The following is a 26,277-nucleotide window of genomic DNA, read 5'->3' as shown; positions in this document are numbered from 1 at the left end:
CTGCAATCAGTTGTTTTTTTGCTACGTGCCACACATAAAAATTCAACCAAACGCTCGTTTGAAATGGCGTTGGGGCATAATCGGGAAACACCACGGTAGCAAGTCCCTTTCCGAGTTCGATTAACCCAGAGAGCTATTCGCTGGAGGAATATGAAAGTTCTAGTCGCTGTTAAACGCGTTGTCGATTACAACGTGAAGGTCCGCGTGAAGGCTGACGGGTCCGATGTCGATGTTGCCAACGTCAAGATGTCGATGAACCCCTTTGACGAAATCGCGGTAGAAGAAGCCGTGCGTTTGAAGGAAGCCGGCAAGGCCAGCGAAATCGTGGTCGTGTCCATGGGCGTGAAGCAGTGCGAGGAAACCCTGCGCACCGCCCTGGCCATGGGTGCCGATCGCGCCATTCTGGTGGAAACCGAAACCGAACTGCAGCCCTTGGCCGTGGCCAAGCTGCTCAAGGCCGTTGCCGACAAGGAACAGCCGCAGCTGCTGATCGTCGGCAAGCAAGCCATTGATGACGATGCCAACCAGACCGGCCAGATGGCTGCTGCCCTGCTGGGCTGGGCGCAAGGTACTTTTGCCTCCAAGGTGGATGTCGCTGCCGAAACCGTGGACGTGATCCGCGAAATCGACGGTGGCCTGGAAACCGTCAAGCTGCGTCTGCCGGCCGTTGTCACCGCCGACCTGCGCCTGAACGAACCGCGCTTCATCAAGCTGCCCAACATCATGGCCGCCAAGAAGAAGCCGCTGGACAAGACCAGCCCGGCCGACCTGGGTGTGGACGTCACGCCGCGCCTGAAAACGCTGAAAGTGGCCGAACCGGCCAAGCGCTCTGCCGGCATCAAGGTAGCCAACGCTGCCGAGCTGGTAGCCAAACTGAAAACCGACGCAAAGGTGCTGTAAGCCATGGCCATTCTCGTTATCGCTGAACACGACAACCAGAGCCTGAAAGCAGGCACCCTGAATACCGTAACCGCCGCTGCCAAACTGGGCGAAGTGCACGTGCTGGTAGCCGGTCATAACGCTGCTGCCGCTGCGGATGCCGCCAAGAACGTGGCTGGTGTAGCCAAGGTACTGCTGGCTGATGCCGCCCAGTACGCACATGGCCTGGCCGAATCTCTGTCCGCGCTGGTGGTGGAAGTAGCCAAGGGCTACAGCCATGTACTGGCTCCGGCCAGCTCCTTCGGCAAGAACCTGCTGCCGCGCGTGGCTGCCTTGCTGGATGTGGCGCAGATTTCTGAAATCACCGCCATCGAGTCGGCTGACACTTTTGTGCGCCCGGTTTACGCCGGTAACGTACTGGCCACCGTGCAATCGGCCGATGCCATCAAGGTGATCACCGTGCGTACCACCGCGTTTGACGCGGCAGGTCAGGGTGGCAGCGCGGCTGTTGAAGCCGTGGCTGCTGTGGCTGATGCACAGCTGTCCAGCTTTGTTGGTCAGGAGCTGACCAAGTCGGATCGTCCGGAACTGGGTGCTGCCAAGATCATCGTCTCCGGTGGTCGTGCGCTGGGTTCGGAAGAGCAGTTCAAGTCCGTCATCGAACCGCTGGCTGACAAGCTGGGTGCTGCCGTTGGTGCTTCCCGCGCCGCAGTGGATGCTGGCTACGCCCCGAATGACTACCAGGTTGGCCAAACTGGCAAGGTAGTGGCACCGCAACTGTACTTCGCGGTGGGTATTTCCGGTGCCATCCAGCATCTGGCCGGCATGAAGGACTCCAAGGTGATTGTGGCCATCAACAAGGACGAAGAAGCGCCGATCTTCCAGGTAGCCGATTACGGCATCGTGGGTGATTTGTTCACCGTGGTGCCGGAACTGCTGGCCGAGCTGTCCAAGTAATGCAGTGCGAGGAGGGGAGGCCCTCCTCATCCGAGCAGGCAAGATAGCCGCCGGATCAAAACAAAAAAACAACCGGCAACGACCGGTCTGCTTCGTGGAGGAGCCAGCTTTCCCGTCACCCAGTGGCGGGAAGGTGCGCTCATGCATCAGGTAGACGGCGTGCCGGTTTTTTCATATCTACGACGATTGTTGTGCAGCAAGAATGAGGAGAGATTCATGATCTATAACGCGCCAGTCAAAGAAATCCGTTTTGTATTGAATGAATTGGCCGAGCTGACCTCGGTATGCAGCCTGCCGGGTTATGAAGACTGTTCGGTCGAACTGGTGGATGCCATTCTGGAAGAGGCCGCCAAGTTTGCCGAAGGCGTGCTGGCCCCAATCAACAAGCAGGGTGACAAGGGTGCCACGCTGAAAGATGGCGAAGTGACTGCCGCCCCTGGTTTCAAGGATGCCTGGCAGCAATATGTCGAATCTGGCTGGGTAGGCCTGCGTGCCCCGGCTGATTTCGGCGGGCAGGGCATGCCGGCCCTGGTGGCCATTGCTGCAGAAGAAATGTGGTGCTCCTCCAATCTGGCCTTTTCCTTGGCACCGCTGCTGACGCTGGGTGCGGTGGAAGCCATTCATCACCATGCCTCAGAAGAACTCAAGGCGATTTATCTGCCGCGCATGTCCAGCGGTGAATGGACCGGCACCATGAACCTGACCGAGCCGCAGGCCGGTTCCGACCTGGCCCAGGTGCGCTCGCGCGCCGTGCCGCAAGCGGATGGCAGCTATCTGGTGACCGGGCAGAAGATTTTCATCACCTGGGGTGAGCACGATATGGCCGACAACATCGTCCATCTGGTGCTGGCCCGACTGCCGGACGCACCGGCCGGGGTGAAGGGCATTTCCCTGTTTATTGTGCCCAAATTCCTGGTGAATGCCGATGGCAGTCTGGGGGCGCGCAACGATGTGCGTTGCGTCTCGCTGGAACACAAGCTGGGTATTCACGGCAGCCCGACCGCAGTGATGAGCTTTGGCGATAACGGTGGTGCAGTCGGCTATCTGGTGGGCGAGGCCAACAAGGGTCTGGGCTATATGTTCACCATGATGAATCACGCCCGTCTGGGGGTGGGCGTGGAAGGCATGTCCGTATCCGAGCGCGCCTACCAGAAAGCAGTAGAGTATGCCCGCGACCGTGTGCAAAGCCGTGCCGTCGGCTCGCCCGACCCGGCTGGTGTCGCCATTATCAAGCACCCCGACATCCGCCGCATGCTAATGACCATGCGCAGCCAGATCGAAGCGCAACGTGCCTTGGCCTTCTACACCGCCGCTGCGCTGGATCGTGCCTCGCGCCATCCGGTGGCCAGCGAAGCCGCGCGCAATCAGGCGCTGGTGAATTTCCTCATTCCCATCGTCAAGGGCTGGAATACCGAGCAGGCTAATGAGCTGACCAGCCTGGCCGTGCAAGTGCATGGCGGCATGGGCTTTATCGAAGAAACCGGCGTTGCGCAGTACTACCGGGATGCCCGCATTACCGCCATTTACGAAGGCACCACCGGCATCCAGGCGCTGGACCTGATTGGCCGCAAGACTTTCAGCGAAGGCGGTGCCACCGCCCGTGCGCTGCTGGAAGAGGCACGCGCCACCGCCAGCAAACTGGAAGCTGCCGGTTACGCCAGCATGGCGCGCAATCTGCTGCAGGCCGCTGCCGAGGCGGAGCGCTGCGTTGCCTTCATTCTGGAGAGCTTTGGTACGCAGCCGCAGCTGGCTGCCGCCGGTTCGGTGCCTTTCCTCAAGTTGATGGGCATTGTGCTGGGTGGCTGGCAACTGGGCCGCGCCGCGCTGATCGCGCGTGAAAAGCTGGGTGAAGATGGTGTGGACGAGGACTTCCTCAAGGCCAAAATCATCACCGCGCGCTTCTTTGCCGAGCACCTGTTGCCGCAGGTTTCCGGCTTGGCTGCTGCCATTGTGGCTGGCGCTGATAGCGTGCTGGAGCTGGACGAAAACCTGTTCTAAGCGCACGTTTTTCTGCTGCCAACAGCCACCTGCGGGTGGCTGTTTCTTTATGTGAAACGATGGGGAAACCGGCAGGCGAATTCAGGAAGTGATGCAAAAACAGGTGCTTGTGACTTGTTTCAACTGGCCGAAAGCGGTATGATGGTAAGGTTTAACCAAACGGGACAGGCGCAAAACGTCGTGTCCCGTTATTCACATAAAAATCCGCAAAAACATACAAGCGAAACGCAACAGGAGCTAGTCAGTGTCAACCGTACCAGCGATCCTCGTCTTGGCTGACGGTACCCTCTTCAAGGGCAGTGCCATCGGAGCCACCGGCCATACGGTCGGCGAAGTGGTATTCAATACCGCCATGACCGGGTATCAGGAAATCCTCACCGATCCCTCCTACACCAAACAAATCGTCACCCTGACTTATCCCCATATCGGTAATGTCGGCGCGAATTCGGAAGATACCGAATCACGCGCCGTTTTTGCATCCGGTCTGATCATCCGTGATCTGCCGCTGCTGCACAGCAACTTCCGCGCGGAAGATTCGCTGTCCGACTACCTGGCCAAAAATAATGTCGTGGCCATCGCCGATATCGACACCCGTCGCCTGACGCGCATTCTGCGCGAAAAAGGCGCTCAAGCCGGTTGCATCATGGCTGGTGCCGATCTGGACGAAGCCCGTGCGCTGGAACTGGCACGCGGTTTTGGTTCCATGGCCGGTCAGGATCTGGCCAAGGTGGTGAGCTGCACCGAATCCTACCAGTGGAAACTGGGCGAATGGAAACTGGGCAGCGGCTGCAGCGAACAGGCCGACACCCCGTTCCACGTGGTGGCTTACGATTTCGGCGTGAAGCACAACATCCTGCGCATGCTGGCCGAACGCGGCTGCAAGCTGACCGTGGTTCCGGCCCAGACTCCGGCCAAGGACGTGCTGGCGCTGAATCCGGATGGTGTGTTCCTGTCCAATGGCCCTGGCGATCCGGAGCCGTGTGACTACGCCATTACTGCCATCCGCGAAATCCTGGAAACCCGCCTGCCGGTATTCGGTATTTGCCTGGGTCACCAGTTGCTGGGCCTGGCCACCGGTGCCAAAACCAGCAAGATGAAGTTCGGCCACCACGGTGCCAACCACCCGGTGCAGGATCTGGACAGTGGCCGCGTGATGATCACCAGCCAGAACCACGGCTTCCAGGTGGATGAATCCACGCTGCCGGCCAATGTGCGTGTGACGCATCGCAGCCTGTTCGACCAGACCGTACAAGGCATTGCGCTGACCGACCGTCCGGCCTTCTCCTTCCAGGGTCACCCGGAAGCGAGCCCCGGCCCGGAAGACGTGGCTTATCTGTTTGACCGCTTCATCACGGCGATGAGCCAGGCGAAGTAAACGGACCAGAACGGAGAACAAGCATGCTGGGCATTACCGATATCACCACCTACCTGATCGGCACCATCATCATCGTGCTGCTGCCAGGCCCCAACTCCATGTATGTGCTGTCGGTGGCGGCACAGCGCGGCATTCGACGCGGCTTTGTGGGTGCCTGCGGGGTATTTACCGGTGATGCCATCCTGATGACGCTGGCCGCCACGGGGGCGGCAGGGGTGCTCAAGGCCAATCCGGCCCTGTTTGCCATGGTCAAGTACGCCGGTGGTGCTTACCTGACCTGGCTGGGCCTGCAGATGCTGCGTGGTGCCTGGCGTGCTTGGCGCAGTACTTCCAGCAAGGAAGCTGCGCCGGATGCACGGCGCGAAGTGGACGCCAGCCGTCCCTTCGTCAAGGCACTGGTCATCAGCCTGATGAACCCCAAGGCCATCTTGTTCTTCGTGTCCTTCTTCGTGCAATTCGTCGACCCGGCCTATCCGCACCCGGTGCTGACCTTTCTTGTATTGGGCGGCCTGCTGCAGTGCTGCAGCGCCCTGTATCTGGCCACCATCATCGTGTCCGGAGCAAGACTGGCCGAAGCCTTCCGTCGCCGCCGCAAACTGTCCTCTGCCATGTCCGGCGGAGTGGGCGCGCTGTTTCTGGGCTTCGGGGCCAAACTGGCGGCAGCCAGCCTGAACTGAACAATTGAAATTGACTGAGCGATAACATGCCGAAACGTACCGACCTCAAGAGTATTCTCATCATCGGCGCCGGCCCCATTGTGATTGGCCAGGCCTGCGAGTTTGACTACTCCGGCGCCCAGGCCTGCAAGGCCCTGCGTGAAGAAGGTTACAAAGTCATCCTGGTGAACTCCAATCCGGCCACCATCATGACTGACCCGAACATGGCCGATGTCACCTACATCGAACCCATTACCTGGCCTGTTCTGGAAAAAATCATTGCCAAGGAACGCCCGGACGCCATCCTGCCGACCATGGGCGGCCAGACCGCGCTGAACTGCGCACTGGACCTGGGCCGCAACGGCGTGCTGGAAAAGTATAATGTCGAGCTGATCGGTGCTACCGAAGACGCCATCGACAAGGCTGAAGATCGTGGCCGCTTCAAGGAAGCCATGGCCAAGATCGGCCTGTCCTGCCCGCTGTCCTTTGTTTGCCACACCATGGAAGAGTCGCTGGAGGCGCAATCCAAGGTGGGCTTCCCCACGCTGATCCGTCCGTCCTTCACCATGGGCGGCTCCGGTGGCGGCATCGCCTACAACAAGGAAGAATTCCTGGCGATCTGCGAGCGCGGCTTTGAAGCGTCCCCCACCCATGAACTGCTGATTGAGCAGTCCGTACTCGGCTGGAAAGAGTACGAAATGGAAGTGGTACGCGACAAAAAAGACAACTGCATCATCATCTGCTCCATCGAGAACTTCGACCCGATGGGCGTGCACACTGGTGACTCCATCACCGTGGCTCCGGCACAAACCCTCACCGACAAGGAATACCAGATCATGCGTAATGCATCGATCGCGGTACTCCGTGAAATCGGTGTGGACACCGGTGGTTCCAACGTGCAGTTCGCCACCAATCCGGTGAACGGCGAAATGATCGTGATCGAGATGAACCCGCGTGTATCGCGTTCCTCGGCACTGGCCTCCAAGGCTACCGGTTTCCCGATTGCCAAGGTTGCCGCCAAGCTGGCCGTGGGTTACACCCTGGACGAACTGAAGAACGACATCACCGGCGGTGCTACCCCGGCTTCGTTCGAACCGTCCATCGACTACGTGGTTACCAAGATTCCGCGTTTTGCCTTCGAAAAATTCCCGCAGGCTGACAACCGCCTGACCACCCAGATGAAGTCGGTGGGCGAAGTGATGGCCATGGGCCGCACCCTGCAGGAATCCATGCACAAGGCGCTGCGTGGCCTGGAAACCGGCCTGTCCGGCTTCAACCCGGTGACCACCAACGAAGAAACCATCCGTCACGAAGTCAGCACTCCGGGGCCGGAACGTATCCTGTACGTGGCCGATGCCTTCCGTGTGGGCATGAGCCGTGACGACGTGTTTGCCCTGAGCAAGATCGACCCGTGGTTCCTGGCGCAGATCGAAGACATCGTGGGCGAAGAAAAAGCCTTGGCCGGCCGCAAGGTGGAAGAACTGGGCTTTGACGAACTGCGTCGCCTGAAGCGCAAGGGCTTCTCCGACCGTCGTCTGGGTGAGCTGTTGAATACCGACCAGGCTGCCGTGCGCGCCAAGCGCTGGGCACTGGGTCTGCACCCGGTGTACAAGCGTGTGGATACCTGCGCGGCCGAGTTCGCCACCTCCACCGCCTACATGTACTCCAGCTACGAAGAAGAGTGCGAAGCTCAGCCGACCGACCGCAAGAAGGTGATGGTGTTGGGTGGCGGCCCCAACCGTATCGGTCAGGGTATCGAATTCGACTACTGCTGCGTGCATGCCGCGCTGGCGCTGCGTGAATCCGGTTTCGAGACCATCATGGTCAACTGCAACCCGGAAACCGTATCGACCGACTACGACACCTCCGACCGTCTGTACTTCGAGCCGCTGACGCTGGAAGACGTGCTGGAAATCTGCCGCATCGAAAAACCGTTCGGCGTAATCGTGCAGTACGGCGGCCAAACCCCGCTGAAGCTGGCACGTGCGCTGGAAGCCAATGGCGTGTCCATCATCGGCACTTCGCCGGACATGATCGATGCTGCCGAAGACCGCGAACGTTTCCAGAAGCTGCTGAACGAGCTGGGCCTGAAACAGCCACCGAACCGCACCGCCCGCACGCCGGCCGACGCGATGAAGCTGGCCGAAGAAATCGGCTATCCGCTGGTGGTGCGTCCGTCCTACGTACTGGGCGGCCGTGCGATGGAAATCGTGCACGAACCGGCTGATCTGGAACGCTATATGCGTGAAGCCGTGAAGGTGTCCAACGATAGCCCGGTGCTGCTGGATCACTTCCTCAACGACGCCATCGAAGTGGACGTGGATTGCATCTCCGACGGCAAGGACGTGGTCATCGGCGGCATCATGCAGCATATCGAACAAGCTGGTGTGCACTCCGGTGACTCCGCCTGCTCGCTGCCGCCGTACAGCCTGTTCCCGGCAGTACAGGACGAAATCCGTCGCCAGACCGAAGCCATGGCGCGTGCGCTGAATGTGGTTGGCCTGATGAATGTACAGTTTGCCATCCAGGGTGACACCATCTACGTGCTGGAAGTGAACCCGCGTGCCTCGCGTACCGTACCGTTTGTTTCCAAGGTAACCAGCGCACCGCTGGCCAAGATCGCCGCTCGCGCCATGGCTGGTATCAGCCTGGCTGAGCAAGGCTTCACCAAGGAAGTCATTCCGCCGTACTTTGCGGTGAAGGAAGCGGTATTCCCCTTCATCAAGTTCCCTGGCGTGGATACCATCCTGGGACCGGAAATGAAGTCCACCGGCGAAGTGATGGGCGTGGGCAAGAGCTTTGCCGAAGCCTTCGTCAAGAGCCAGCTGGCAGCCGGCGACAAGCTGCCGCGCACCGGCAAGGTGTTCCTGTCGGTTCGTCAGTCCGACAAGAACGGCGCGGTTGATGTGGCACGTGAGCTGCAACGCCTGGGCTTTGGCGTCTGCGCAACGCGCGGTACCGCCAAGACCTTGGCCGAAGCCGGCATCGTGGTGCAGGTGGTCAACAAGGTGAACGAAGGCCGTCCGCACATCGTCGACATGATCAAGAACGGCGAAATCGACGTACTGGTCAACACCGTGGACGAAAAGCGCCAGGCCATCCAGGACAGCCATTCTATCCGCCGCAGTGCGCTGCAGGCGCGCATTCCGCAATACACCACCCTGGCAGGTGCCAAGGCAGTGTGTGTGGGTATGGCGCATGTGGAAGAATTTGATGTCTACAGCGTTCAGGAACTGCACGCTTCCATCAAGCCCTGAGTCACTGTCTGGCTGCGTGTGACGGCAAGATATGCGTTGAAGCTTTGAATCGCAGACGATTTGCCGTTACAATCCAGACATTGAACTGCAACAGCCAAGCCGCCGTCTCGTACGGCGGCTTGTGTTTTTGATGACGGCGGGGGTACCGCCTCAGGAGAGCACCCGAATGAACAAAGTCCCGTTGACGCTGCGTGGCGCCGAACTTCTCAAAGAAGAACTGCAACGCCTGAAGAGTGTGGAGCGCCCGGCGGTGATCGAAGCGATTGCCGAAGCGCGTTCGCATGGCGACCTGTCGGAAAACGCTGAGTATGATGCCGCCAAAGAGCGCCAGGGTTTCGTGGAAGGTCGTATTGCCGATCTCGAAGGTAAGATTTCCAATGCAATCATCATCAATCCGGCCGAGCTGGATGCTGATGGCCGCGTGGTATTTGGTGCCACCGTTGAACTGATGGATCTGGAAACCGAAGATAAGGTGACCTACCAGATCGTCGGTGACGACGAAGCGGACATCAAGCTGTGCAAGGTATCGGTCAATTCGCCGATCGCCCGTGCGCTGATCGGCAAGGAAAGCGGCGACGTGGCCGAGGTTGTCGCCCCGGGCGGCATTCGCGAATACGAAGTGCTGGACGTCAAATACATCTAAGCAGACAGATCAAACGCGCGCTTTCGCGCGTTTTTGCTGTGGAGTCAGAGGAGCACGCATGGACGGATTGCGAGCGATAGCCAGAACCTTCTGGATTGGCGGTCTGTGGGTGATCGGCATCATCGTCGCCCCGGTATTGTTCCGCTCACTGGATACGGTAACCGCCGGCATGGTAGCAGGCAAACTGTTTGCCGCCATTGCCTGGGTAGGCCTGGTATGTGGTGTATTCCTGCTGGTGGATGCGGTATGGCGCAATGGCGTGCGCGGCATGAAGGAAGCCAGCTTCTGGTTGATTGTCGGCATGCTGCTGTGTACCGTCATCAATCATTTTGCGGTCACCCCCATCATCGCGGCACTCAAGCTGCAAATGAATCATGCGGCCGAAGGCCTGTTTGGCGGCGGCTTTGCCACCTGGCATGCCATTTCCAGCCTGATTTACCTGGTACAGAGCCTGATGGGCCTGGCTTATATACTGCGGCGCGACTAAGTGGCCGACATGGCGAGATCAATGGCCACAAGTATGGCCAAGACAAAATAAAAGCGGTGGCAAGCCACCGCTTTTGCTATACCGCCCAAGGGCAGTATCAGGATTGGGATGCAATCTTCAGCGCCTTTTTGTTCTTGGGCAGAACAATGCGCTGCTTGTCGCTGGGGCGCCACAGCACCAGCAGCTTGCCGATGTGCTGTACCGGCGCAGCACCCAGTTCATCGCAAATCTGCTCGTAGAGCGCGATGCGGGCGGCACGGTCATCACCCTGAACACGAATCTTGATCAGCTCGTGTGCGTCCAGGCTGATGGCGATTTCGCGCAGTACGGAGTCGCTCAGGCCGTTATTGCCGATCATTACGACCGGGCTGAGAGTCTGAGCCAGACCCTTAAGGTGTTGGCGCTGGAATGGTTGCAGTTCGATTTTCATTGGACAGGCTTGGTTTCAAAGCAAAACGGGATTCTACTAGAGTTTGGCGCTTAGCCCAAACTCTGGTCACAAACAGACTGAAAAACAACAGGATAGCCACCAAGGCTATGCTGTGTGGAATGGGCAGGAAGCGACTCATGGCAAGAAGCACCAGCAGCAATACTTGGCTGCGCGAACATGTTAACGACCAGTATGTGCAAATGGCCAAGAAAGATGGCTATCGGGCGCGTGCAGCGTACAAGCTGTTGGAAATCAACGAAAAAGACAAGCTGATCCGTCCGGGAACGGTGCTGGCCGACCTTGGCAGTGCCCCTGGCAGCTGGTCGCAGGTTGCCGCCCGTATCGTCGGCCCCCAGGGCAAGGTGTTTGCGCTGGATATTCTGCCAATGAACCCGATCGCCGACGTCGATTTCATTCAGGGCGATTTTCGCGAAGATGAAGTCCTGGCCGAGTTCGTCGATCTGCTGGATGGCCGCGCACTGGACCTTGTAATTTCCGATATGGCACCCAATATCTCCGGAATGAGTGCCATGGATCAGGCCAGAAGTTTTCTGCTGTGTGAACTGGCGCTGGAATTTGCACGCGATCATCTGAAACCCGGCGGCAGTTTTCTCGTCAAAGTGTTCCAGGGCAGCGATTTCCAGCCCTACCTGCAGTCAATGCGTGATCTGTTTGACGAGGTGCTTACCCGCAAACCCAAGGCCTCGCGTGACCGTTCCAGCGAAATTTACTTGCTGGGCAAGGGCCGACGCTGACATACGCCCCCCCGGGGTTTACAATTCATACCAATGAAATACGCAACCGCAAAGTCAGGGCACAGAGGAGTCCGCTACTCGTGAACAATATCGGCAAAAACATCGCCATCTGGGTGATCATCGGTCTGGTACTGATGACTGTATTCAATCAGTTCAACAAACGCCAGGATGCTCAGAACCAGATCGAGTACTCGCAATTCATCAGCGATGTCGAATCCGGCAAGGTGCAGTCCCTGAGCATTGAGGGCCATCCGCTACGTGGCCAGTGGCTGAAGGGCAAGCGCACTGATGGTTCGGCTTTTGCCACCTATGCGCCCTATGACCCGCAACTGGTCGAAGACCTGATCAAGAACAACGTCCGCTTCTCGGCCAAGCCGGAAGAAGAACCGTCCATGCTGATGAGCATCTTCATCAGCTGGTTCCCGATGCTGCTGCTCATCGGCGTGTGGGTATTCTTCATGCGCCAGATGCAGGGTGGTGGCAAGGGTGGTGCCTTCTCCTTCGGTAAGAGCAAGGCGCGCATGCTGGATCAGGACACCAACACCGTTACCTTTGCCGATGTGGCTGGCTGCGATGAGGCCAAGGAAGAGGTGAAGGAAATTGTTGATTACCTGCGCGACCCTTCCCGCTATCAAAGCCTGGGTGGCCGCATTCCGCGCGGCATCTTGCTTTGCGGCTCGCCGGGTACCGGTAAAACCTTGCTGGCCAAGGCCATTGCTGGTGAAGCCAAGGTTCCGTTCTTCAGCATTTCCGGTTCTGACTTTGTCGAAATGTTTGTTGGCGTGGGTGCTGCCCGTGTACGCGACATGTTCGAGCAGGCGAAAAAGAACTCGCCCTGCATCATCTTCATCGACGAAATCGATGCGGTTGGCCGTCAGCGTGGTGCCGGCTTGGGTGGCGGTAACGACGAGCGCGAACAGACGCTGAACCAGTTGCTGGTGGAGATGGATGGTTTCGAAACCAATACCACCGTCATCGTGATTGCAGCCACCAACCGTCCTGATGTGCTGGACCCTGCCTTGCAGCGTCCGGGCCGTTTCGACCGTCAGGTTGTTGTGCCGCTGCCGGATATTCGCGGTCGTGAACAGATTCTATCCGTGCACATGCGTAAGGTGCCGATTGCCGCTGATGTGGAAGCTTCCATCATCGCCCGTGGCACACCGGGCTTCTCCGGTGCCGATCTGGCCAACCTGGTGAACGAAGCCGCACTGTTTGCTGCCCGTCGCAGCAAGCGTCTGGTGGATATGCTGGATTTCGAATCGGCCAAGGACAAGATCATGATGGGTGCCGAACGCCGCAGCATGGTGATGACCGAGGAGGAGAAGCGCAACACCGCTTATCACGAATCGGGTCACGCCGTGGTGGCCAAGCTGCTACCCAAGTCTGATCCGGTGCACAAAGTCACCATCATTCCGCGCGGTCGTGCGCTGGGTGTGACCATGCAATTGCCGGAGCAGGACCGCTTCTCCTATGATCGCGGTTACCTGATGGACCGTCTGGCCATCCTGTTCGGCGGCCGTATCGCCGAAGAGCTGTTCATGAACCAGATGACCACCGGGGCCTCCAACGACTTTGAACGTGCTACCCAGATGGCGCGCGACATGGTGACCCGCTACGGCATGTCCGACAAGCTGGGTCCGATGGTGTATGGCGACAACGAGGGCGAAGTTTTCCTGGGTCGCTCTGTCACCACTCACAAGAACATGTCGGAAGCCACCATGCAGCAGGTGGATATGGAAATTCGCCGCATCATCGACGAGCAGTACACCCTGGCCCGTCGTCTGCTGGATGAAAATCGCGACAAGGTAGAAGCCATGACGGCTGCCCTGCTGGAATGGGAAACCATCGACGCCGAGCAGATCAACGACATCATGGATGGCAAGCCGCCTCGTCCGCCCAAACCGGGCAGTGGCTTCCCGGCCAAACCGGAGGAAAAGGCTGCAGAAGCCACGCCGGCAGAACCAACATCCACGCCGGCTCAGGAACTTTAACCGCCGGTTTTCACAGGGTGGCAGCGCAGGCTGCCACCCTGTTTTGCATTTATCTGGCAGAACTCTTCATGCAATTGCTTCAATGCGGGCGCTTCAGGCTCGATCTCTCTCGCCCCATGATCATGGGCATTCTCAATGTAACCCCGGACTCCTTCTCCGATGGAGGCCGCTTCAATACGCTGGACAGCGCATTGCGGCGAGCTGAGAACATGCTGGCTGATGGTGCCACCATCCTGGATATCGGCGGCGAATCCACCCGTCCTGGCGCACCGGAAGTGAGCGTACAGGAGGAGCTGGACCGGGTGCTGCCGGTACTGGAAAAGTTGAAGGACCTTGGTGTTCCACTATCGCTGGACACCCGGCGTACCGTGGTCATGCAGGCTGCCTTGCAGCTGGGTGCCGTTGATCTGATCAATGATGTCTCCGCGCTGGAAGACGATGGCGCGGTTGATGCCGTTGCTGCGTCGCAAGTGGCGCTGTGCCTGATGCATAAGCAAGGCAATCCGGACACCATGCAGCAGGCCCCGGCGTATCAGGATGTGGTGGAAGAAGTAGGACATTACCTGCTGCGTCGGGTACAGCTATGCCGCGCAGCAGGCATCGCCGACGAGCGCTTGCTGATCGACCCCGGTTTTGGTTTTGGCAAGACGCTGAAACATAATCTGCAGCTACTTGCTGGGCTGCGGCGTATCGAAGCCATCAGCGGCCTGCCCCTGCTGGTGGGTCTGTCGCGCAAATCCATGCTTGGTGCGATTACCGGCGAGACGATTCCGGCAGAGCGGCTGGGCGCGAGTGTGGCCGTGGCACTGGTTTCCCTGCAGCAAGGTGCCAGGATTGTCCGGGTGCACGACGTCAAAGCCAGTCGGCAGGCACTGGAAGTGTGGGCTGCCTTGCAGCCGTATTCCGCCTGAACTTGATTTCGCAGTCTGACGTTGTATTTGATTTGCATGGCGCAGGCTTGCCCAACTGATCGGACAGACGGGTACAATACACAGGTTCCGCAGGGGTTATTGTTGCAGCTACCCGTTGCTGGCCAGGCGCTACAGCAACGTGACTAGGATGATGAAATGAGTCGCAAATATTTTGGTACTGATGGTGTACGCGGTGAGGTCGGGCAGTTTCCCATCACCCCGGATTTTGTTCTCAAGCTGGGCTATGCCGCCGGGCGGGTACTGGTTGATCACGACAAGGATCACCGCCCGACGGTGCTGGTTGGCAAGGACACCCGCATTTCCGGCTATATGCTGGAAGCCGCCCTGCAGGCAGGCTTTACCGCTGCTGGTGTCAATGTGTTATTGACCGGTCCGCTGCCGACGCCAGGCATTGCCTACCTTACCCGTGCACTGCGGCTGGAAGCCGGGGTGGTGATTTCGGCATCGCATAATCCGTATCAGGATAATGGCATCAAGTTTTTTGCCGAAGGCGGCAAAAAGCTGGATGACGCGCTGGAGCTGGAAATCGAGGCCATGCTGGAACAGCCGATGAGCACCAACAGTTCGGCAGAGCTGGGGCGTGCGCGTCGAATCTCCGGTGCCGCTGAGCGCTACATCGAGTTCTGCAAGAGTACCTTCCCGGGGGAGCGTGATCTCAAGCAGCTGAAACTGGTGGTGGACTGTGCCAACGGGGCAACCTATCACATCGCCCCCAAGGTATTCCATGAGCTGGGTGCCGAGCTGGTGGTTATCGGTGGCGAACCCAATGGCTACAACATCAATGACAAGGTAGGGGCGACTTACCCTAAGACCTTGCAGGTAGCGGTGCTGGAACACCATGCCGACTACGGCATTTCGCTGGATGGCGACGGTGACCGCCTGATCATGGTGGACAAACATGGCAAGGTATACGACGGGGATCAGCTGATCTACGTGATTGCCAAGGCACGTGCCGCGCGCGGGGAGTTGAAGGGTGGCGTGGTGGGAACCGTGATGACCAATATGGCCATGGAGCTGGCGCTCAACAAGCTGGGCGTGGACTTTGGCCGTGCCAAGGTGGGCGACCGCTACGTGCTGGAAATGCTGCACGCCAATGGCTGGCAGGTGGGTGGTGAGGCGTCGGGCCACATCCTGTGTCTGGATAAGCACACCACGGGCGATGGCATCATCTCCAGCCTGCAAGTGCTGGCCAGCCTGGCCGAACTGGGCATCAGCCTGGAAGAAGCCTGCAGCGACTGGACGCCGTTCCCGCAAACCATGATCAATGTCCGTCACAACGGCTGCGACTGGAAAGCCGCATCGGCAGAGGCGCTGGCTGCTGCACAAACCGCGCTGGCTGGCGTAGGACGCGTGGTATTGCGTCCTTCCGGTACCGAGCCGGTGGTGCGGGTGATGGTGGAAGCCAGCGACCGTGCGCTGTCGGAACGGTGGGCCAGAGAGATCGCTGCCACTATCGAGCGCGTGGCCTGAGTCGGCAGGCGTCCTTGAGAAAAGCCGCTGTGTGATGCAGCGGCTTTTTCATGCCTGCCGGTTTTAGATCAGCTGACGTGGTACGCGTGGGGCGATGGCACACATCAGCTCATAGCCAATGGTACCGGCAGCAGCAGCCACTGCTTCGATGGCCACGTTAGGCCCCCACAGCTGCACCCGGCTACCGATATCAGCGGCAGGGACGTGGCTGAGGTCGATGGCCAGCATGTCCATGGAAACCCGCCCTACGGTGCCACTGCGCTGGCCTTCCACCATCACCGGGGTGCCATTGGCGGCAATGCGCGGGTAGCCATCGGCATAACCACAGGCGACGATGCCGATGCGCATCGGCTTGTCGGCCTGGAAGTTCAATCCATAACCCACGGTGTCACCCGCTTGTAGCTGCTGGATGGCAATAATGTCCGCACTCAGCGTCATGGTGGTGTGTAGTCCCAGCGTACTGCCATGACATTCGGCAAAGGGCGAGCAGCCGTACAGGGTAATGCCAGGGCGGACTACATCGCCGTGGGTTTGCGGGTGGCGGAATACGGCAGCGGAGTTGGCCGCACTGATGGCAAGGCCGCTGGCTTGGGCTACCGGTGCAAAGCGCTGCCACTGCTCGGTCACGCCCCGCGCATCGTCGGCGGTGGCGAAATGGGTCATGATGGTGCTCAGGCGTACCTGCGGCAGCGCTTGTAGCTGGCTGATTACCATTGGGGCCTGTTCGGGGCAAAAGCCCAGCCGGTTCATGCCGCTATTGATCTTGAGCCACACTTCGATGGCATGCGGCAGGGAACCTTCCTGCAGCCAGGCAATCTGGTGAGGGGAGTGAATGGCACCGGCAATGCGATATTCGGCCATGGCTTGTACTTCGGCACGGTCGAACGGACCTTCCAGCAGCGTGATGGCTTGCTGGATACCGGCCTGGCGCAGGGCGATGGCATCTTCGATATTGAGTAAGGCAAAACCGTCGGCAATGTCAGCCAGGGCAAGGGCGCAGCCAAGTGCACCGTGGCCGTAGGCATCAGCCTTGATGACGGCCAGGGCCTGACGACCGGTGGCATGTTGACGGGATTGAAGGTAGTTATGGCGCAGGGCGGAATGATTGATTTCCACCCGTATAGGGCGTGTCATGTCAAGAAAGGATAAGGTCGAGGTGTGCTATTATAAGCGCCCGATCATGCACTCGGACAATCAGCCCGTGGCCAAATCTTGTGACAGGACAAGACTGTGCCGGTCGGCGGAGCACTATGGACATACTGCAGATACTTCTCGATTTCTTTACCGGTTACGGTTATGTAGCAGTCTTTACCGTATTGCTGGTATGTGGTTTTGGTGTGCCGATTCCAGAGGACATTACCCTGGTGGCTGGCGGCATCATTTCCGGCCTTGGCTATGCTGATGTGGACATCATGTTCCTGGTGGGCATGGCTGGCGTGCTGGCCGGAGATGGCATCATGTTTGCCGCCGGACGGTTTTATGGCCACAAGGTACAGCGTTTCCGTCCTATCGCCCGTATCCTCACGCCCGAGCGCTTTGAGGCCGTACAGGAAAAGTTCGAGAAATACGGCACCTGGGTGTTGTTTGTCGCCCGTTTTCTGCCAGGTTTGCGCTCGCCCATTTTCATTACCGCAGGCATGACCCGCCGTGTTCCTTACTGGCGCTTCTTGCTGATGGATGGCTTTGCTGCCTTTATTTCCGTACCGGTCTGGGTTTATCTTGGGCATTACGGTGCCACGCAGCGCGAATGGCTGATGCATATGGTGCATCGTGGTCAGATGGGCATTCTTTCCGTTGTTGGCGTGTTGCTGACGGTGCTGGTCATTCTTTACCTGTTCAAGCGCAAAAAATGCTGTGCGGATTCTGGCCTGAAGAAATAAGCCGGAGATCCAAAAGAAAAAGCCACTCAGATGAGTGGCTTTTTTTATGGTGTAGCTGCTTAACCTACTTGCAGCAGTTCCACTTCGAATACCAGGGTGGCATTGGGCGGAATCACGCCACCTGCGCCACGCGCGCCATAGCCGAGTTCTGCCGGAATGGTCAGCTTGCGCTTGCCGCCCACCTTCATGCCTACCACGCCCTGATCCCAACCCTTGATCACATGACCGGCACCCAGCGGAAAACTGAAGGGCTGAAAGCGATCCTTGCTGGAGTCGAACTTGCTGCCGTTGGTCAGCCAGCCGGTGTAGTGCACGGTTACTTCCTGGCCGCTGACGGCCTCGGCACCTTCGCCCACGGTCAGGTCTTCAATGATCAATTCGCTCATCTTGTGTTCCTTGTATCTGGTTCAAGCAAGGCGTCATTGTACCAGCAGCTGCTGCAATGCGGCTTGGTGGCTAAATTCTGTCATTTGTATTTGACAATCAGTGGCTTATAAATAATTAACTGTCTGGTTTACCCACCCACCACCAGAAGGGGATTCGTCATGGATATCACCCACGGCACATCCCGGGAGCACCCGGTTGTTCATCATGTCGCAGTTTCCCAAACCTTGGTCTGGCTGCAGCAGGGCATGAAAGACCTGCGCCGCGCACCAGCCGATGCCATGTTTTATGGCGCCGTTTTTGTCCTGATGGGATATCTGTTGATTACTTACTTCGACAGCGCTCCACAATTTGTGCTGACCCTGTCCACGCTGTTCCTGCTGGCTGGGCCGTTTCTAGCCATTGGTCTGTATGATCTGGCGCGCCAGCATGAAAACGTGTTTGCCCATCAGCGTGTCAATCTGTGGCACAGCATGACTGCATGGCGGATCAATCTGCCTGGCTTTACCCTGTATGCAGCGCTGCTGGCACTGATGGTGTTTGGCTGGTTTCGTGTATCACTACTGATGTTTGCGCTGTTTTTCGATACCGCTGCGCTGCCATCGCTGGATAGCTTGATGGTGAATGCCCTGTTGCCGGAAAACATGACCTTCCTGCTGGCTTATTTTGGTGTCGGCTTCTTGTTTGCCGTGGCGGTATTTTCGCTCAGCGTGGTCGCCATTCCGATGATGCTGGACAAGGATGTGGACACCGTGACGGCCATGATCAACAGCGTGCAGGCGGTGTACAAGAATCTGCTGACGATGGCGGTATGGGCCGTTATGATTGTGGCTCTTACTGCGGTGGGTTTTGCTACCTATTTCATTGGCCTGATCGTCATCATGCCTGTACTCGGGCTGGCCAGCTGGCATGCTTACCGCGACATGATTTCCTACGAAAGCTGACGCCAGACCGATGAGCCAACCTTCCATCGTATTTCTCGACCGGGACAGCCTGCCTGTCCCGGTTCCTGTTTTTCCGTTTGCACATCAATATTGCGAAATTGCCGCCACCACGCCGGAGCAGATTGTCCAGCACGTGGGTGATGCCGATATCGTCATCACCAATAAAGTGCCGTTCAGCCGTGAAACCCTGTTGCAGTTGCCGGGTGTGAAAATGCTGGCGGTGGCTGCCACCGGCTATAACCATATCGACCTTGCCACCTGCCGCGAGCAGGGTATCGCAGTGGCGAACATTCGCCATTATGGGGATGAAACCGTAGCTGAGCATGCGTTTACCCTGATGCTGGCTTTGGTCAAGAATCTGCCGGCTTACCAGCGTGATGTCACGGCTGGTGTGTGGGAGCAGGCCAAGCAGTTCTGCCATTTTGGCGCGCCCATTCGCGATCTCAAGGGCGCAACTCTCGGTATTCTTGGTGCCGGTGGTATCGGTCAGGCGCTGGCCGAGCGCGCCCGTGCATTTGGCATGCTGGTGCAGTTTGGTGAGCGTAAAGGTGTCACCACTGTGCGCGACGGCTATGTCAGCTTTGATCAGCTACTGGCCAGTTCCGACGTACTTTCCCTGCACTGCCCCTTGAACGATGAAACCCGCAACATGATTGCCCAGCCAGAACTGATGGCCATGAAACCGGGTGCCATTCTGATCAATACCGCGCGTGGCGGCCTGGTGGATGAAGACGCGCTGGTAGCGGCGCTCAAATTCGGCCAACTGGGCGGTGCCGGTTTTGATGTGCTGAGTACGGAGCCGCCGTCGGCAGGCAACCCGCTGCTCAAGGCGCGGTTGCCGCACTTGATTGTCACGCCGCATATCGGTTGGGCTAGTCAGCAGGCAATGCAGCGTCTGGCACAGCAACTGGTGGACAATATCGCCGCCTTTGTTAGTGGCAAAGAAGCAAACCGGCTGGTGTGAGTTGTTTGCAAGTGTGCATGAAAAAAGCAGGCCGCTTGGGCCTGCTTTTTTTATGTGAGATGAGATGCGCTCAATCCGGAATATCGTTGGGATTGATACGCGGGCTGTCTTCCTCCCCCATGCCCAGCTTGCCGCGTACGCAGGAAATATAGCGGTTTACATCCGGGCCGCCGCCATAGCGTTGCGCATGCCAGATCATTTCCCCCAGGCATTCCATCATCTCGTGCTGTGCGCGATGCTCATTGCCATGGCGCAAGGCCAGTTGGGCGTACAGCGAGCGAATACCAAATGGCTGGTCGATCGAGCGCTGTTCCTCAATGGCCACATGCAAGCCCATATGCAGGAAGGGGTTGGTTTCGCCCATTTCCGGTGTCCATTCCTGTTCCAGGTACTTTTCCGGATGATTCAGGATGGAGTGGTACTCAGGGTGGTCTATAAGAATGGAAAGCACGATCTTTTCCAGATCAGTCAGCACACTGCCGGTCTGGTGCTTTTTCCAGGTGTCGAAAAAGAAGCCGCGCGCATCCTGGCGGCTGGGTGAAAACAACATGCGCAATACCTGAGTAGATTTCTCGGACAAGTCCCGATTATACGGAAGGGAGCCCACCATGACCACGCTTTACGATTTTTCCATGCCTTTGCCTGATGGCAGTTCCATGGCGCTCAGCACCCTGCAAGGCCAGGTGGTACTACTGGTGAATACGGCAAGTGAGTGTGGCTATACCCGGCAATATGCCGGTCTGCAGGAATTGCATGACAGCCTGTCCAATCAGGGGCTGGTTATCCTGGCTTTTCCCTGCAACCAGTTTGGCGGGCAAGAACCCGGTTCCGATGAGCAGATTGCCAGTTTTTGCACCAGTCGCTTTCAACTGACGCTGCCGCTGTCTGCCAAGATCGAGGTTAACGGCCCGCAGGCACACCCGTTATGGCGCTGGCTGACCCAGGCGGATAGCGCACATCCGCATCCGGTGAAATGGAATTTCACCAAGTTTTTGCTGGATGGCAAGGGCAGGGTGGTGAAGCGCTTCGAACCGGCAGTGGCTCCACATGAACTGCTGCCGGACATCGAAGTCTTGCTGAGCCGGCGTGTCACTGCCGACTAGAACGGGTCTGGCTTAGAACCGCTAACAAAACCTCGTAGAGAAGCCGGGCCAAGGCGCGCCGCCGCAGACAGTACATGGCGTACGGCAAGGCGGCGCAACGCTGGAGCGGGGGTTTTGTTCGCGGGGCTTACTTGCGGCGGAAGATGATGTCCCATACGCCGTGACCCAGCTTGATGCCACGGGCTTCAAACTTGGTCAGCGGGCGATAGTCCGGGCGCGGGGCATAGCCATCGGCGCTATTGGCCAGATCGCCATTGGCGCTGAACACTTCCATGATCTGGATGGCGTAGTCTTCCCAGTCGGTGGCAGCGTGCAGATAGCCGCCCGGCTTCAGTTTCCTGACCAGTTTTTCCACCAGCGGGGCCTGAATCAGGCGGCGCTTGTTGTGACGCTTCTTGTGCCAGGGGTCGGGGAAGAAAATATGCACCCCGTCCAGGCTGCCATCGGCCAGCATGTTATCCAGCACTTCCACCGCATCGTGACGGATGATGCGCAGATTGCTCAATTCTTTCTCGGCAATCAGCTTGCACAGATTGCCCACGCCGGGAGAGTGCACCTCGACGCCCAGATAGTCGATGTCCGGATTGGCCGCAGCAATTTCAGCGGTGGCACCGCCCATGCCAAAGCCGATTTCCAGAATCTTGGGGGCCTGGCGGCCAAAAGCCTGCTCCAGATTGATGGGTGCAGCCTGATATTCGATGCCCCATTTGGGCATGCCTTCGTCCATGGCGCGTTGCTGGCCTGCCGAGAGATGTCCCTGGCGCAGCACAAAGCTTCTGATGGCGCGCCCGAATGCCGGATTTTCCATGTGATTCAAACAGATAATTGCAAGAAGACGCGCATGTTACCGAATCTTGCCTGCCTTAGCGAGTGCCACGCTCTGCCAGGCCGGGTTGGCTGCCAGTTGTGCGACAAATTCCCGCGCCGTGGGGTGCTGCAGCGCTACGCCCAGTTCATGAAGGCGCAGGCAGCGAAAGCGGCGCGACTCGGCCATATAAGACCATAGCGCCGGACTGACTGCGGCCTGCACCTCGGCACGCGGCAATTGGGGCGGGAGTGGCAAGGACAGCGCGTCAGCCAGCATGCGGTACCAGTCGGTAATGGTCAGTGGTTCCTGATCGCAGGCGTTGTACACCCGGATGCCGCCACGGTTCTGCTGCAGGCTGGCAATACACAGGCTGGCCAGATCGTCAGCATGGATATGGTTGCTGTAGCTGTCTTCCTCGGGCCGGATCAACGGCGTGTTTTGCATAAGACGCGTCAGCGGCAGGCGCTCCAGTGCGTAAATGCCTGGCGCGCGCAGAATGGTCAGCTGGCTGCCATGGTGGCGGGCAAAGGCACGCAGGGTGTTTTCTGCATCCAGTCGGCGCCAGGCGCGCTCGGTTTGCGGCAGGGGGGGCGAACATTCATCCAGCCAGTTGCCATGGCTATTTCCATACACGCCAGTAGTGCTGATATAGCTAATACGCTGTGGTATCCTGTCGGCTTTTGCCAGTGCGTACAACAACTTGCGCGTGCGGCTGTCGCGCATTCCGTGGCTTGGTGGCGGTGCGGTTATCCACAGGTCATCGGCCAGACCGGCCAGCCGCTTCAGGCTGGTGGCATTGTCCAGATTGGCCTGGATTGGAATGGCACCACCGGCGCGCGCGGTTTCTGCGGCTTGCGCGTGATGTGCCAGAACCAGCACTCTCCAGTGCTGCACGAGTCGGGGCAGGGCCCGCTGGGCGACATCACCCATGCCTGCAATCAATAATGTACGCATAGGCTGCATCTTACCGAGATTTGGAATAATAAAGGTACCCAATGACTTCCCAGGTCAAAGTGCTCCCGAGCGGGCATACGTTCAGTGTTGAAGCGCATGAAACCATTCTGGAAGCGGCTTTGCGCCAGAATGTCGGCCTGCCTTATGGCTGCCGCGATGGTGCCTGTGGTGCCTGCAAGGGCAAGGTGGTGGAGGGCGAGGTTTGCCAGGATGGCTATCAGGAAAAAGCCCTGCCGGAAAGCGAACGTATCCAGGGGATGACCCTGTTCTGCTGTGCCCGCCCGCAAGGCGATATCACCATCGAAGCCCGTGAAGTGGTTGGCGCTGGTGACTTCCAGATCAAGACCCTGCCGTGCCGTGTGGAAAGCATGGTCAAGATGCACGATGTTGCCGTGCTCAAACTCAAGCTGCCGGTCTCCGAGCGCCTGCAATTCCGCGCCGGTCAGTACATCGACATCCTGATGAAGGATGGCAAGAAACGCAGTTTCTCCATTGCCAATGCGCCGCATGATGATGCCTTCCTGGAGCTGCATATCCGTCATCAGCCGGGCGGCAGTTTTTCCGACTATGTTTTCACCCAGATGAAAGAGCGCGAAATCATGCGCTTCAAAGGCCCGATGGGTTCTTTCTTCCTGCGTGAAGATTCGGACAAGCCGATTATCTTTGTGGCTAGCGGTACCGGTTTTGCCCCGGTCAAGGGCATTATCGAGCACGCCATTCACCACGGTATCCAGCGCCAGATGGTGCTGTACTGGGGCGCACGCACCAAGGCCGACCTGTACATGGCTGAACTTGCCGCCAGCTGGCAGGCCGGCAATGCCAACATCACCGTGATTCCGGTGTTGTCCGAAGCACTGCCCGAAGATGAATGGCAAGGCCGTACCGGTTTTGTCCATCAGGCGGTGCTGGATGACTTTGCCGACCTGTCCGGCTACCAGGTGTATGCCTGTGGTGCGCCGGTGATGGTGGAGTCCGCCCATCGTAGTTTCATTGCCGAGCGCAAGCTGCCGGAAGACGAATTCTTCTCTGATGCTTTCTTCCTGTCCAAGGACATGGGCGGCAACAAGCAGCCCTGATCTGCCTGCCAGCCCCAGCAAACAGCCCCTGCACTGCAGGGGCTTTTTCATTGCTGGTACCACGCGGTGAGTGACCGTCATCGGCTTGCAATGGCCGTGGTAGCGGCATCATTTTGTTTTTGTGGCACTTTCCATAGACAAATGCACGGCGAACGGATTATTGACTTGTGTCAACATCCACAATTTTTGTAGGGTTATTATGACTATCGACTAATCAATCAAGGCGGCAAACCGCCAGCTAGAGGAGTGAGAAATGGAACTGCTGGGTCAACTTCTTTCCGACGATGTCGGTGTTCTGGGTTTGGCAACCATTGTCTTTGCTACCGTGGTGGTATGCGGTGTGATCTTTGTCATCAGCCGTAAGGTGAAAAACGCTGGGCCAAATGACTGAATCAGTTTGATTGTGGTGTAAGTCTAGATTTCCTCTTGATGTGTGTGTTGGTGGATACGGTGGTGGGCCGTATCCATTTTTTTGCCCATTGCTTATCTGTAATTATTTATTTAATCAATAATTGTTCAATATTGCTAATAAAGTATGGTTGTAAATTTATAAATTCAATTGGGATAAGTAGGGGCACTTGCCTATAACCCAGCCATCTTGTTTCCTGTTGTCCGGTAGCACCCTTTTTTTCATTTGATCCTAGTCAAACATCTGTTTGTAGTTTCTGGAAGCCTTTCGCATCCCTTACTATCATTACATCAACGAATTAGAAATTAATAATATACAGATAGTTTTCAGATCAATGTAATTTACGGAGAACGAAAATGTCCACTGAAACGGAAGTACAAGGTGGAGGAGCACCCAAACTGAAACTGGGTGCGCTCACCGCACTGGTAGTGGGTTCCATGATTGGTGGCGGTATCTTCTCGCTACCGCAAAACATGGCAGCAGGCGCCGGTGCCGGTGCCATCATCATTGGTTGGGCCATCACCTTTCTGGGCATGCTGACACTGGCATTTGCCTTCCAGATGCTGGCCAACCGCAAGCCGGAAGTAGAAGGCGGGGTTTATGGTTATGCCCGGGCTGGCTTTGGTGACTACATGGGCTTCAACTCGGCCTGGGGTTACTGGATTTCAGCCTGGATCGGCAACGTTTCCTACTTTGTCGTGATGTTCTCGGCTTTGGGCTTCTGGTTCCACGCCTTTGGCGATGGCAACACACCCACTGCCATCATTTGTGCCTCGGTTGTGCTGTGGGCTTTGCATTTCCTGGTATTGCGCGGTGTACATGGTGCGGCATTCATCAACACCATCACCACCATTGCCAAGCTGGTTCCGCTGGCGCTGTTCATTGTCCTGGTGGTGTTCGCGTTCAGGATTGACACCTTCAATCTCGACTTCTGGGGTAATCCGAAACTGGGTTCCATCGTCGATCAGGTGAAGAGCACCATGCTGGTGACCGTGTGGGTGTTCATCGGTATCGAAGGTGCGTCCATGTTCTCGGGCCGTGCTGAAAAGATGAGCGATGTGGGCAAGGCAACCGTAGTGGGCTTCCTGCTGACCATTGCCCTGCTGGTGGCTGTATCGGTACTGGCACTGGGTGTGATGACCCAGCCGGAACTGGCTGCACTGAAGAACCCGTCCACCGCTTATGTGCTGGAAAAGGCCATTGGCCCCTGGGGTGCCAACATCATGAACGCTGGTCTGGTGATCTCTGTCGGTGGTGCGCTGCTGGCCTGGACCCTGCTGGCTGCTGAAGCACCCTACCTGGCTGGTAAAGATGGTGTGATGCCGCGTGTATTCGGTACCACCAATGCCAACGGTTCCCCGGCAGCATCGCTGTGGCTGACCAACGGTCTGATCCAGCTGTTCCTGATCATCACCCTGTTCAGCTCCGCCGGTTACCTGGCACTGCTGTCGCTGGCCACCTCGATGATCCTGATTCCTTACCTGTTGTGCGCCGTGTATTCCTTCATGGTGGCTCAGCGTGGCGATGGCTACCAGGCTGGTGAGGGCAAGGGTCGTGACCTGAGTATTGCCGGTATTGCCAGTGTGTACGGTGTATGGCTGATCTACGCCGCTGGTGTGAAGTATCTGTTCCTGTCGATGGTGCTGTACGCCCCCGGTCTGCTGTTCTACCTGTGGGCCAAGAAAGAACATGGCGAGAAGCCGTTCAAGGGTGCCGAAGCTGCACTGGCCGCCATCATCGTGGTACTGGGCGTGATTGCAGCCTACGAGCTGATCACCGGCCAGCTCACCCTCTAAGACAAGACAACAATATTGCTGAGGAGCGCCTCCAGTGCGCTCCCCGACTCCCTTACCCGAATTGAAGGAGTTTGATCATGACCAACAAATTTGGTGTGCATTCCGAATGCGGCAAGCTGCGCAGCGTGA

General features: G+C 57.9%; 25 protein-coding genes. 19 read left to right on the top strand and 6 right to left on the bottom strand.

What is annotated here, in order from left to right; translation table 11 throughout:
* The first annotated feature begins 150 nt into the window (after window positions 1–150).
* The 8 genes from ACODR9_RS19335 to ACODR9_RS19300 all read left to right on the top strand — a co-directional run bounded on the left by ACODR9_RS19335 (window position 151) and on the right by ACODR9_RS19300 (window position 10,252).
* Entirely contained in the window at window positions 151–900 is a 750-nt protein-coding gene (locus tag ACODR9_RS19335; RefSeq protein WP_488811419.1) for an electron transfer flavoprotein subunit beta/FixA family protein, read from the top strand.
* 3 nt (window positions 901–903) lie between these two features.
* Entirely contained in the window at window positions 904–1,836 is a 933-nt protein-coding gene (locus tag ACODR9_RS19330; RefSeq protein ID WP_488811417.1) for an electron transfer flavoprotein subunit alpha/FixB family protein, read from the top strand.
* A 216-nt stretch (window positions 1,837–2,052) separates the two neighbouring features.
* Entirely contained in the window at window positions 2,053–3,834 is a 1,782-nt protein-coding gene (locus ACODR9_RS19325) for an acyl-CoA dehydrogenase (RefSeq protein WP_488811415.1), read from the top strand.
* 244 nt (window positions 3,835–4,078) lie between these two features.
* Window positions 4,079–5,209: a glutamine-hydrolyzing carbamoyl-phosphate synthase small subunit gene (carA, locus tag ACODR9_RS19320; protein ID WP_488811413.1), complete on the top strand. Its 1,131-nt coding sequence runs from the start codon at window positions 4,079–4,081 to the stop codon at window positions 5,207–5,209.
* Between the two features lie 23 nt (window positions 5,210–5,232).
* Window positions 5,233–5,886 (top strand): leucine efflux protein LeuE, encoded by a 654-nt coding sequence (gene leuE / locus ACODR9_RS19315; protein WP_488811411.1) that lies wholly within the window; start codon window positions 5,233–5,235, stop codon window positions 5,884–5,886.
* Window positions 5,887–5,912: 26 nt separating this feature from the next.
* Entirely contained in the window at window positions 5,913–9,122 is a 3,210-nt protein-coding gene (gene carB, locus ACODR9_RS19310; RefSeq protein ID WP_488811409.1) for a carbamoyl-phosphate synthase large subunit, read from the top strand.
* Between the two features lie 166 nt (window positions 9,123–9,288).
* Window positions 9,289–9,765, top strand: a complete 477-nt coding sequence (greA, locus tag ACODR9_RS19305; protein WP_488811407.1) for a transcription elongation factor GreA — start codon at window positions 9,289–9,291, stop codon at window positions 9,763–9,765.
* A gap of 58 nt (window positions 9,766–9,823) precedes the next feature.
* Window positions 9,824–10,252 (top strand): DUF4149 domain-containing protein, encoded by a 429-nt coding sequence (locus tag ACODR9_RS19300; RefSeq protein ID WP_045845401.1) that lies wholly within the window; start codon window positions 9,824–9,826, stop codon window positions 10,250–10,252.
* Between the two features lie 97 nt (window positions 10,253–10,349).
* Here ACODR9_RS19300 and ACODR9_RS19295 read toward each other — a convergent pair whose 3' ends face one another.
* Window positions 10,350–10,682, bottom strand: a complete 333-nt coding sequence (locus tag ACODR9_RS19295) for a YhbY family RNA-binding protein (protein ID WP_089083149.1) — start codon at window positions 10,680–10,682, stop codon at window positions 10,350–10,352.
* A gap of 119 nt (window positions 10,683–10,801) precedes the next feature.
* Here ACODR9_RS19295 and rlmE point away from each other — a divergent pair, with 119 nt between their 5' ends.
* From rlmE to glmM, 4 genes are all read left to right on the top strand, one after another.
* Window positions 10,802–11,437 (top strand): 23S rRNA (uridine(2552)-2'-O)-methyltransferase RlmE, encoded by a 636-nt coding sequence (gene rlmE / locus ACODR9_RS19290; protein WP_488811404.1) that lies wholly within the window; start codon window positions 10,802–10,804, stop codon window positions 11,435–11,437.
* An 80-nt stretch (window positions 11,438–11,517) separates the two neighbouring features.
* Window positions 11,518–13,428, top strand: a complete 1,911-nt coding sequence (gene ftsH, locus ACODR9_RS19285) for an ATP-dependent zinc metalloprotease FtsH (protein ID WP_488811402.1) — start codon at window positions 11,518–11,520, stop codon at window positions 13,426–13,428.
* 68 nt (window positions 13,429–13,496) lie between these two features.
* The gene (gene folP, locus ACODR9_RS19280) at window positions 13,497–14,339 is read left to right on the top strand and encodes a dihydropteroate synthase (protein ID WP_488811400.1); all 843 of its coding nucleotides are present in this window, start codon (window positions 13,497–13,499) and stop codon (window positions 14,337–14,339) included.
* 156 nt (window positions 14,340–14,495) lie between these two features.
* Window positions 14,496–15,830, top strand: a complete 1,335-nt coding sequence (gene glmM / locus ACODR9_RS19275) for a phosphoglucosamine mutase (RefSeq protein WP_488811398.1) — start codon at window positions 14,496–14,498, stop codon at window positions 15,828–15,830.
* Window positions 15,831–15,893: 63 nt separating this feature from the next.
* Here the strand turns inward: glmM and alr are convergent, their stop codons facing one another.
* On the bottom strand, window positions 15,894–16,964 hold the full coding sequence (gene alr, locus ACODR9_RS19270; RefSeq protein ID WP_488811396.1) for an alanine racemase: 1,071 nt from the start codon (window positions 16,962–16,964) through the stop codon (window positions 15,894–15,896).
* A 116-nt stretch (window positions 16,965–17,080) separates the two neighbouring features.
* Between alr and ACODR9_RS19265 the strand changes: the two genes are divergently transcribed.
* Window positions 17,081–17,710: a DedA family protein gene (locus ACODR9_RS19265; protein ID WP_488811394.1), complete on the top strand. Its 630-nt coding sequence runs from the start codon at window positions 17,081–17,083 to the stop codon at window positions 17,708–17,710.
* A 59-nt stretch (window positions 17,711–17,769) separates the two neighbouring features.
* Here ACODR9_RS19265 and ACODR9_RS19260 read toward each other — a convergent pair whose 3' ends face one another.
* Complete coding sequence (locus ACODR9_RS19260; protein WP_045845394.1) at window positions 17,770–18,096, bottom strand: FKBP-type peptidyl-prolyl cis-trans isomerase; 327 nt, start codon at window positions 18,094–18,096, stop codon at window positions 17,770–17,772.
* 159 nt (window positions 18,097–18,255) lie between these two features.
* Here ACODR9_RS19260 and ACODR9_RS19255 point away from each other — a divergent pair, with 159 nt between their 5' ends.
* Together ACODR9_RS19255 and ACODR9_RS19250 are read left to right on the top strand one after the other, a co-directional pair.
* A complete protein-coding gene (locus tag ACODR9_RS19255) occupies window positions 18,256–19,038 on the top strand; it encodes a DUF2189 domain-containing protein (RefSeq protein ID WP_488811392.1) in 783 nt (260 codons plus the stop codon).
* Window positions 19,039–19,048: 10 nt separating this feature from the next.
* The gene (locus ACODR9_RS19250) at window positions 19,049–20,002 is read left to right on the top strand and encodes a D-2-hydroxyacid dehydrogenase (RefSeq protein WP_488811390.1); all 954 of its coding nucleotides are present in this window, start codon (window positions 19,049–19,051) and stop codon (window positions 20,000–20,002) included.
* 70 nt (window positions 20,003–20,072) lie between these two features.
* Here the strand turns inward: ACODR9_RS19250 and ACODR9_RS19245 are convergent, their stop codons facing one another.
* Window positions 20,073–20,552, bottom strand: a complete 480-nt coding sequence (locus ACODR9_RS19245) for a DUF1841 family protein (protein WP_488811388.1) — start codon at window positions 20,550–20,552, stop codon at window positions 20,073–20,075.
* Window positions 20,553–20,610: 58 nt separating this feature from the next.
* On the opposite strand from ACODR9_RS19245, the gene ACODR9_RS19240 reads away from it, so the two are divergent.
* Window positions 20,611–21,105 carry a glutathione peroxidase gene (locus ACODR9_RS19240; protein WP_488811386.1) on the top strand — a complete coding sequence of 165 codons (495 nt, stop codon included), beginning with the start codon at window positions 20,611–20,613 and terminating at the stop codon, window positions 21,103–21,105.
* A 127-nt stretch (window positions 21,106–21,232) separates the two neighbouring features.
* Here the strand turns inward: ACODR9_RS19240 and trmB are convergent, their stop codons facing one another.
* Together trmB and ACODR9_RS19230 are read right to left on the bottom strand one after the other, a co-directional pair.
* A complete protein-coding gene (gene trmB / locus ACODR9_RS19235; RefSeq protein WP_488811384.1) occupies window positions 21,233–21,913 on the bottom strand; it encodes a tRNA (guanosine(46)-N7)-methyltransferase TrmB in 681 nt (226 codons plus the stop codon).
* Window positions 21,914–21,949: 36 nt separating this feature from the next.
* Complete coding sequence (locus ACODR9_RS19230; protein WP_488811382.1) at window positions 21,950–22,867, bottom strand: NAD-dependent epimerase/dehydratase family protein; 918 nt, start codon at window positions 22,865–22,867, stop codon at window positions 21,950–21,952.
* 41 nt (window positions 22,868–22,908) lie between these two features.
* On the opposite strand from ACODR9_RS19230, the gene ACODR9_RS19225 reads away from it, so the two are divergent.
* From ACODR9_RS19225 to arcD, 3 genes are all read left to right on the top strand, one after another.
* Window positions 22,909–23,943 carry a CDP-6-deoxy-delta-3,4-glucoseen reductase gene (locus ACODR9_RS19225; RefSeq protein ID WP_488811380.1) on the top strand — a complete coding sequence of 345 codons (1,035 nt, stop codon included), beginning with the start codon at window positions 22,909–22,911 and terminating at the stop codon, window positions 23,941–23,943.
* A 253-nt stretch (window positions 23,944–24,196) separates the two neighbouring features.
* Window positions 24,197–24,334: a DUF3149 domain-containing protein gene (locus ACODR9_RS19220; protein WP_082086308.1), complete on the top strand. Its 138-nt coding sequence runs from the start codon at window positions 24,197–24,199 to the stop codon at window positions 24,332–24,334.
* A 374-nt stretch (window positions 24,335–24,708) separates the two neighbouring features.
* Window positions 24,709–26,148, top strand: a complete 1,440-nt coding sequence (gene arcD, locus ACODR9_RS19215; protein ID WP_488811378.1) for an arginine-ornithine antiporter — start codon at window positions 24,709–24,711, stop codon at window positions 26,146–26,148.
* Window positions 26,149–26,277 lie beyond the last annotated feature (129 nt).

The sequence above is a fragment of the Aquitalea sp. FG25 genome (genome assembly GCF_057809375.1).
This window is presented reverse-complemented; position numbering and strand designations above follow the sequence as displayed.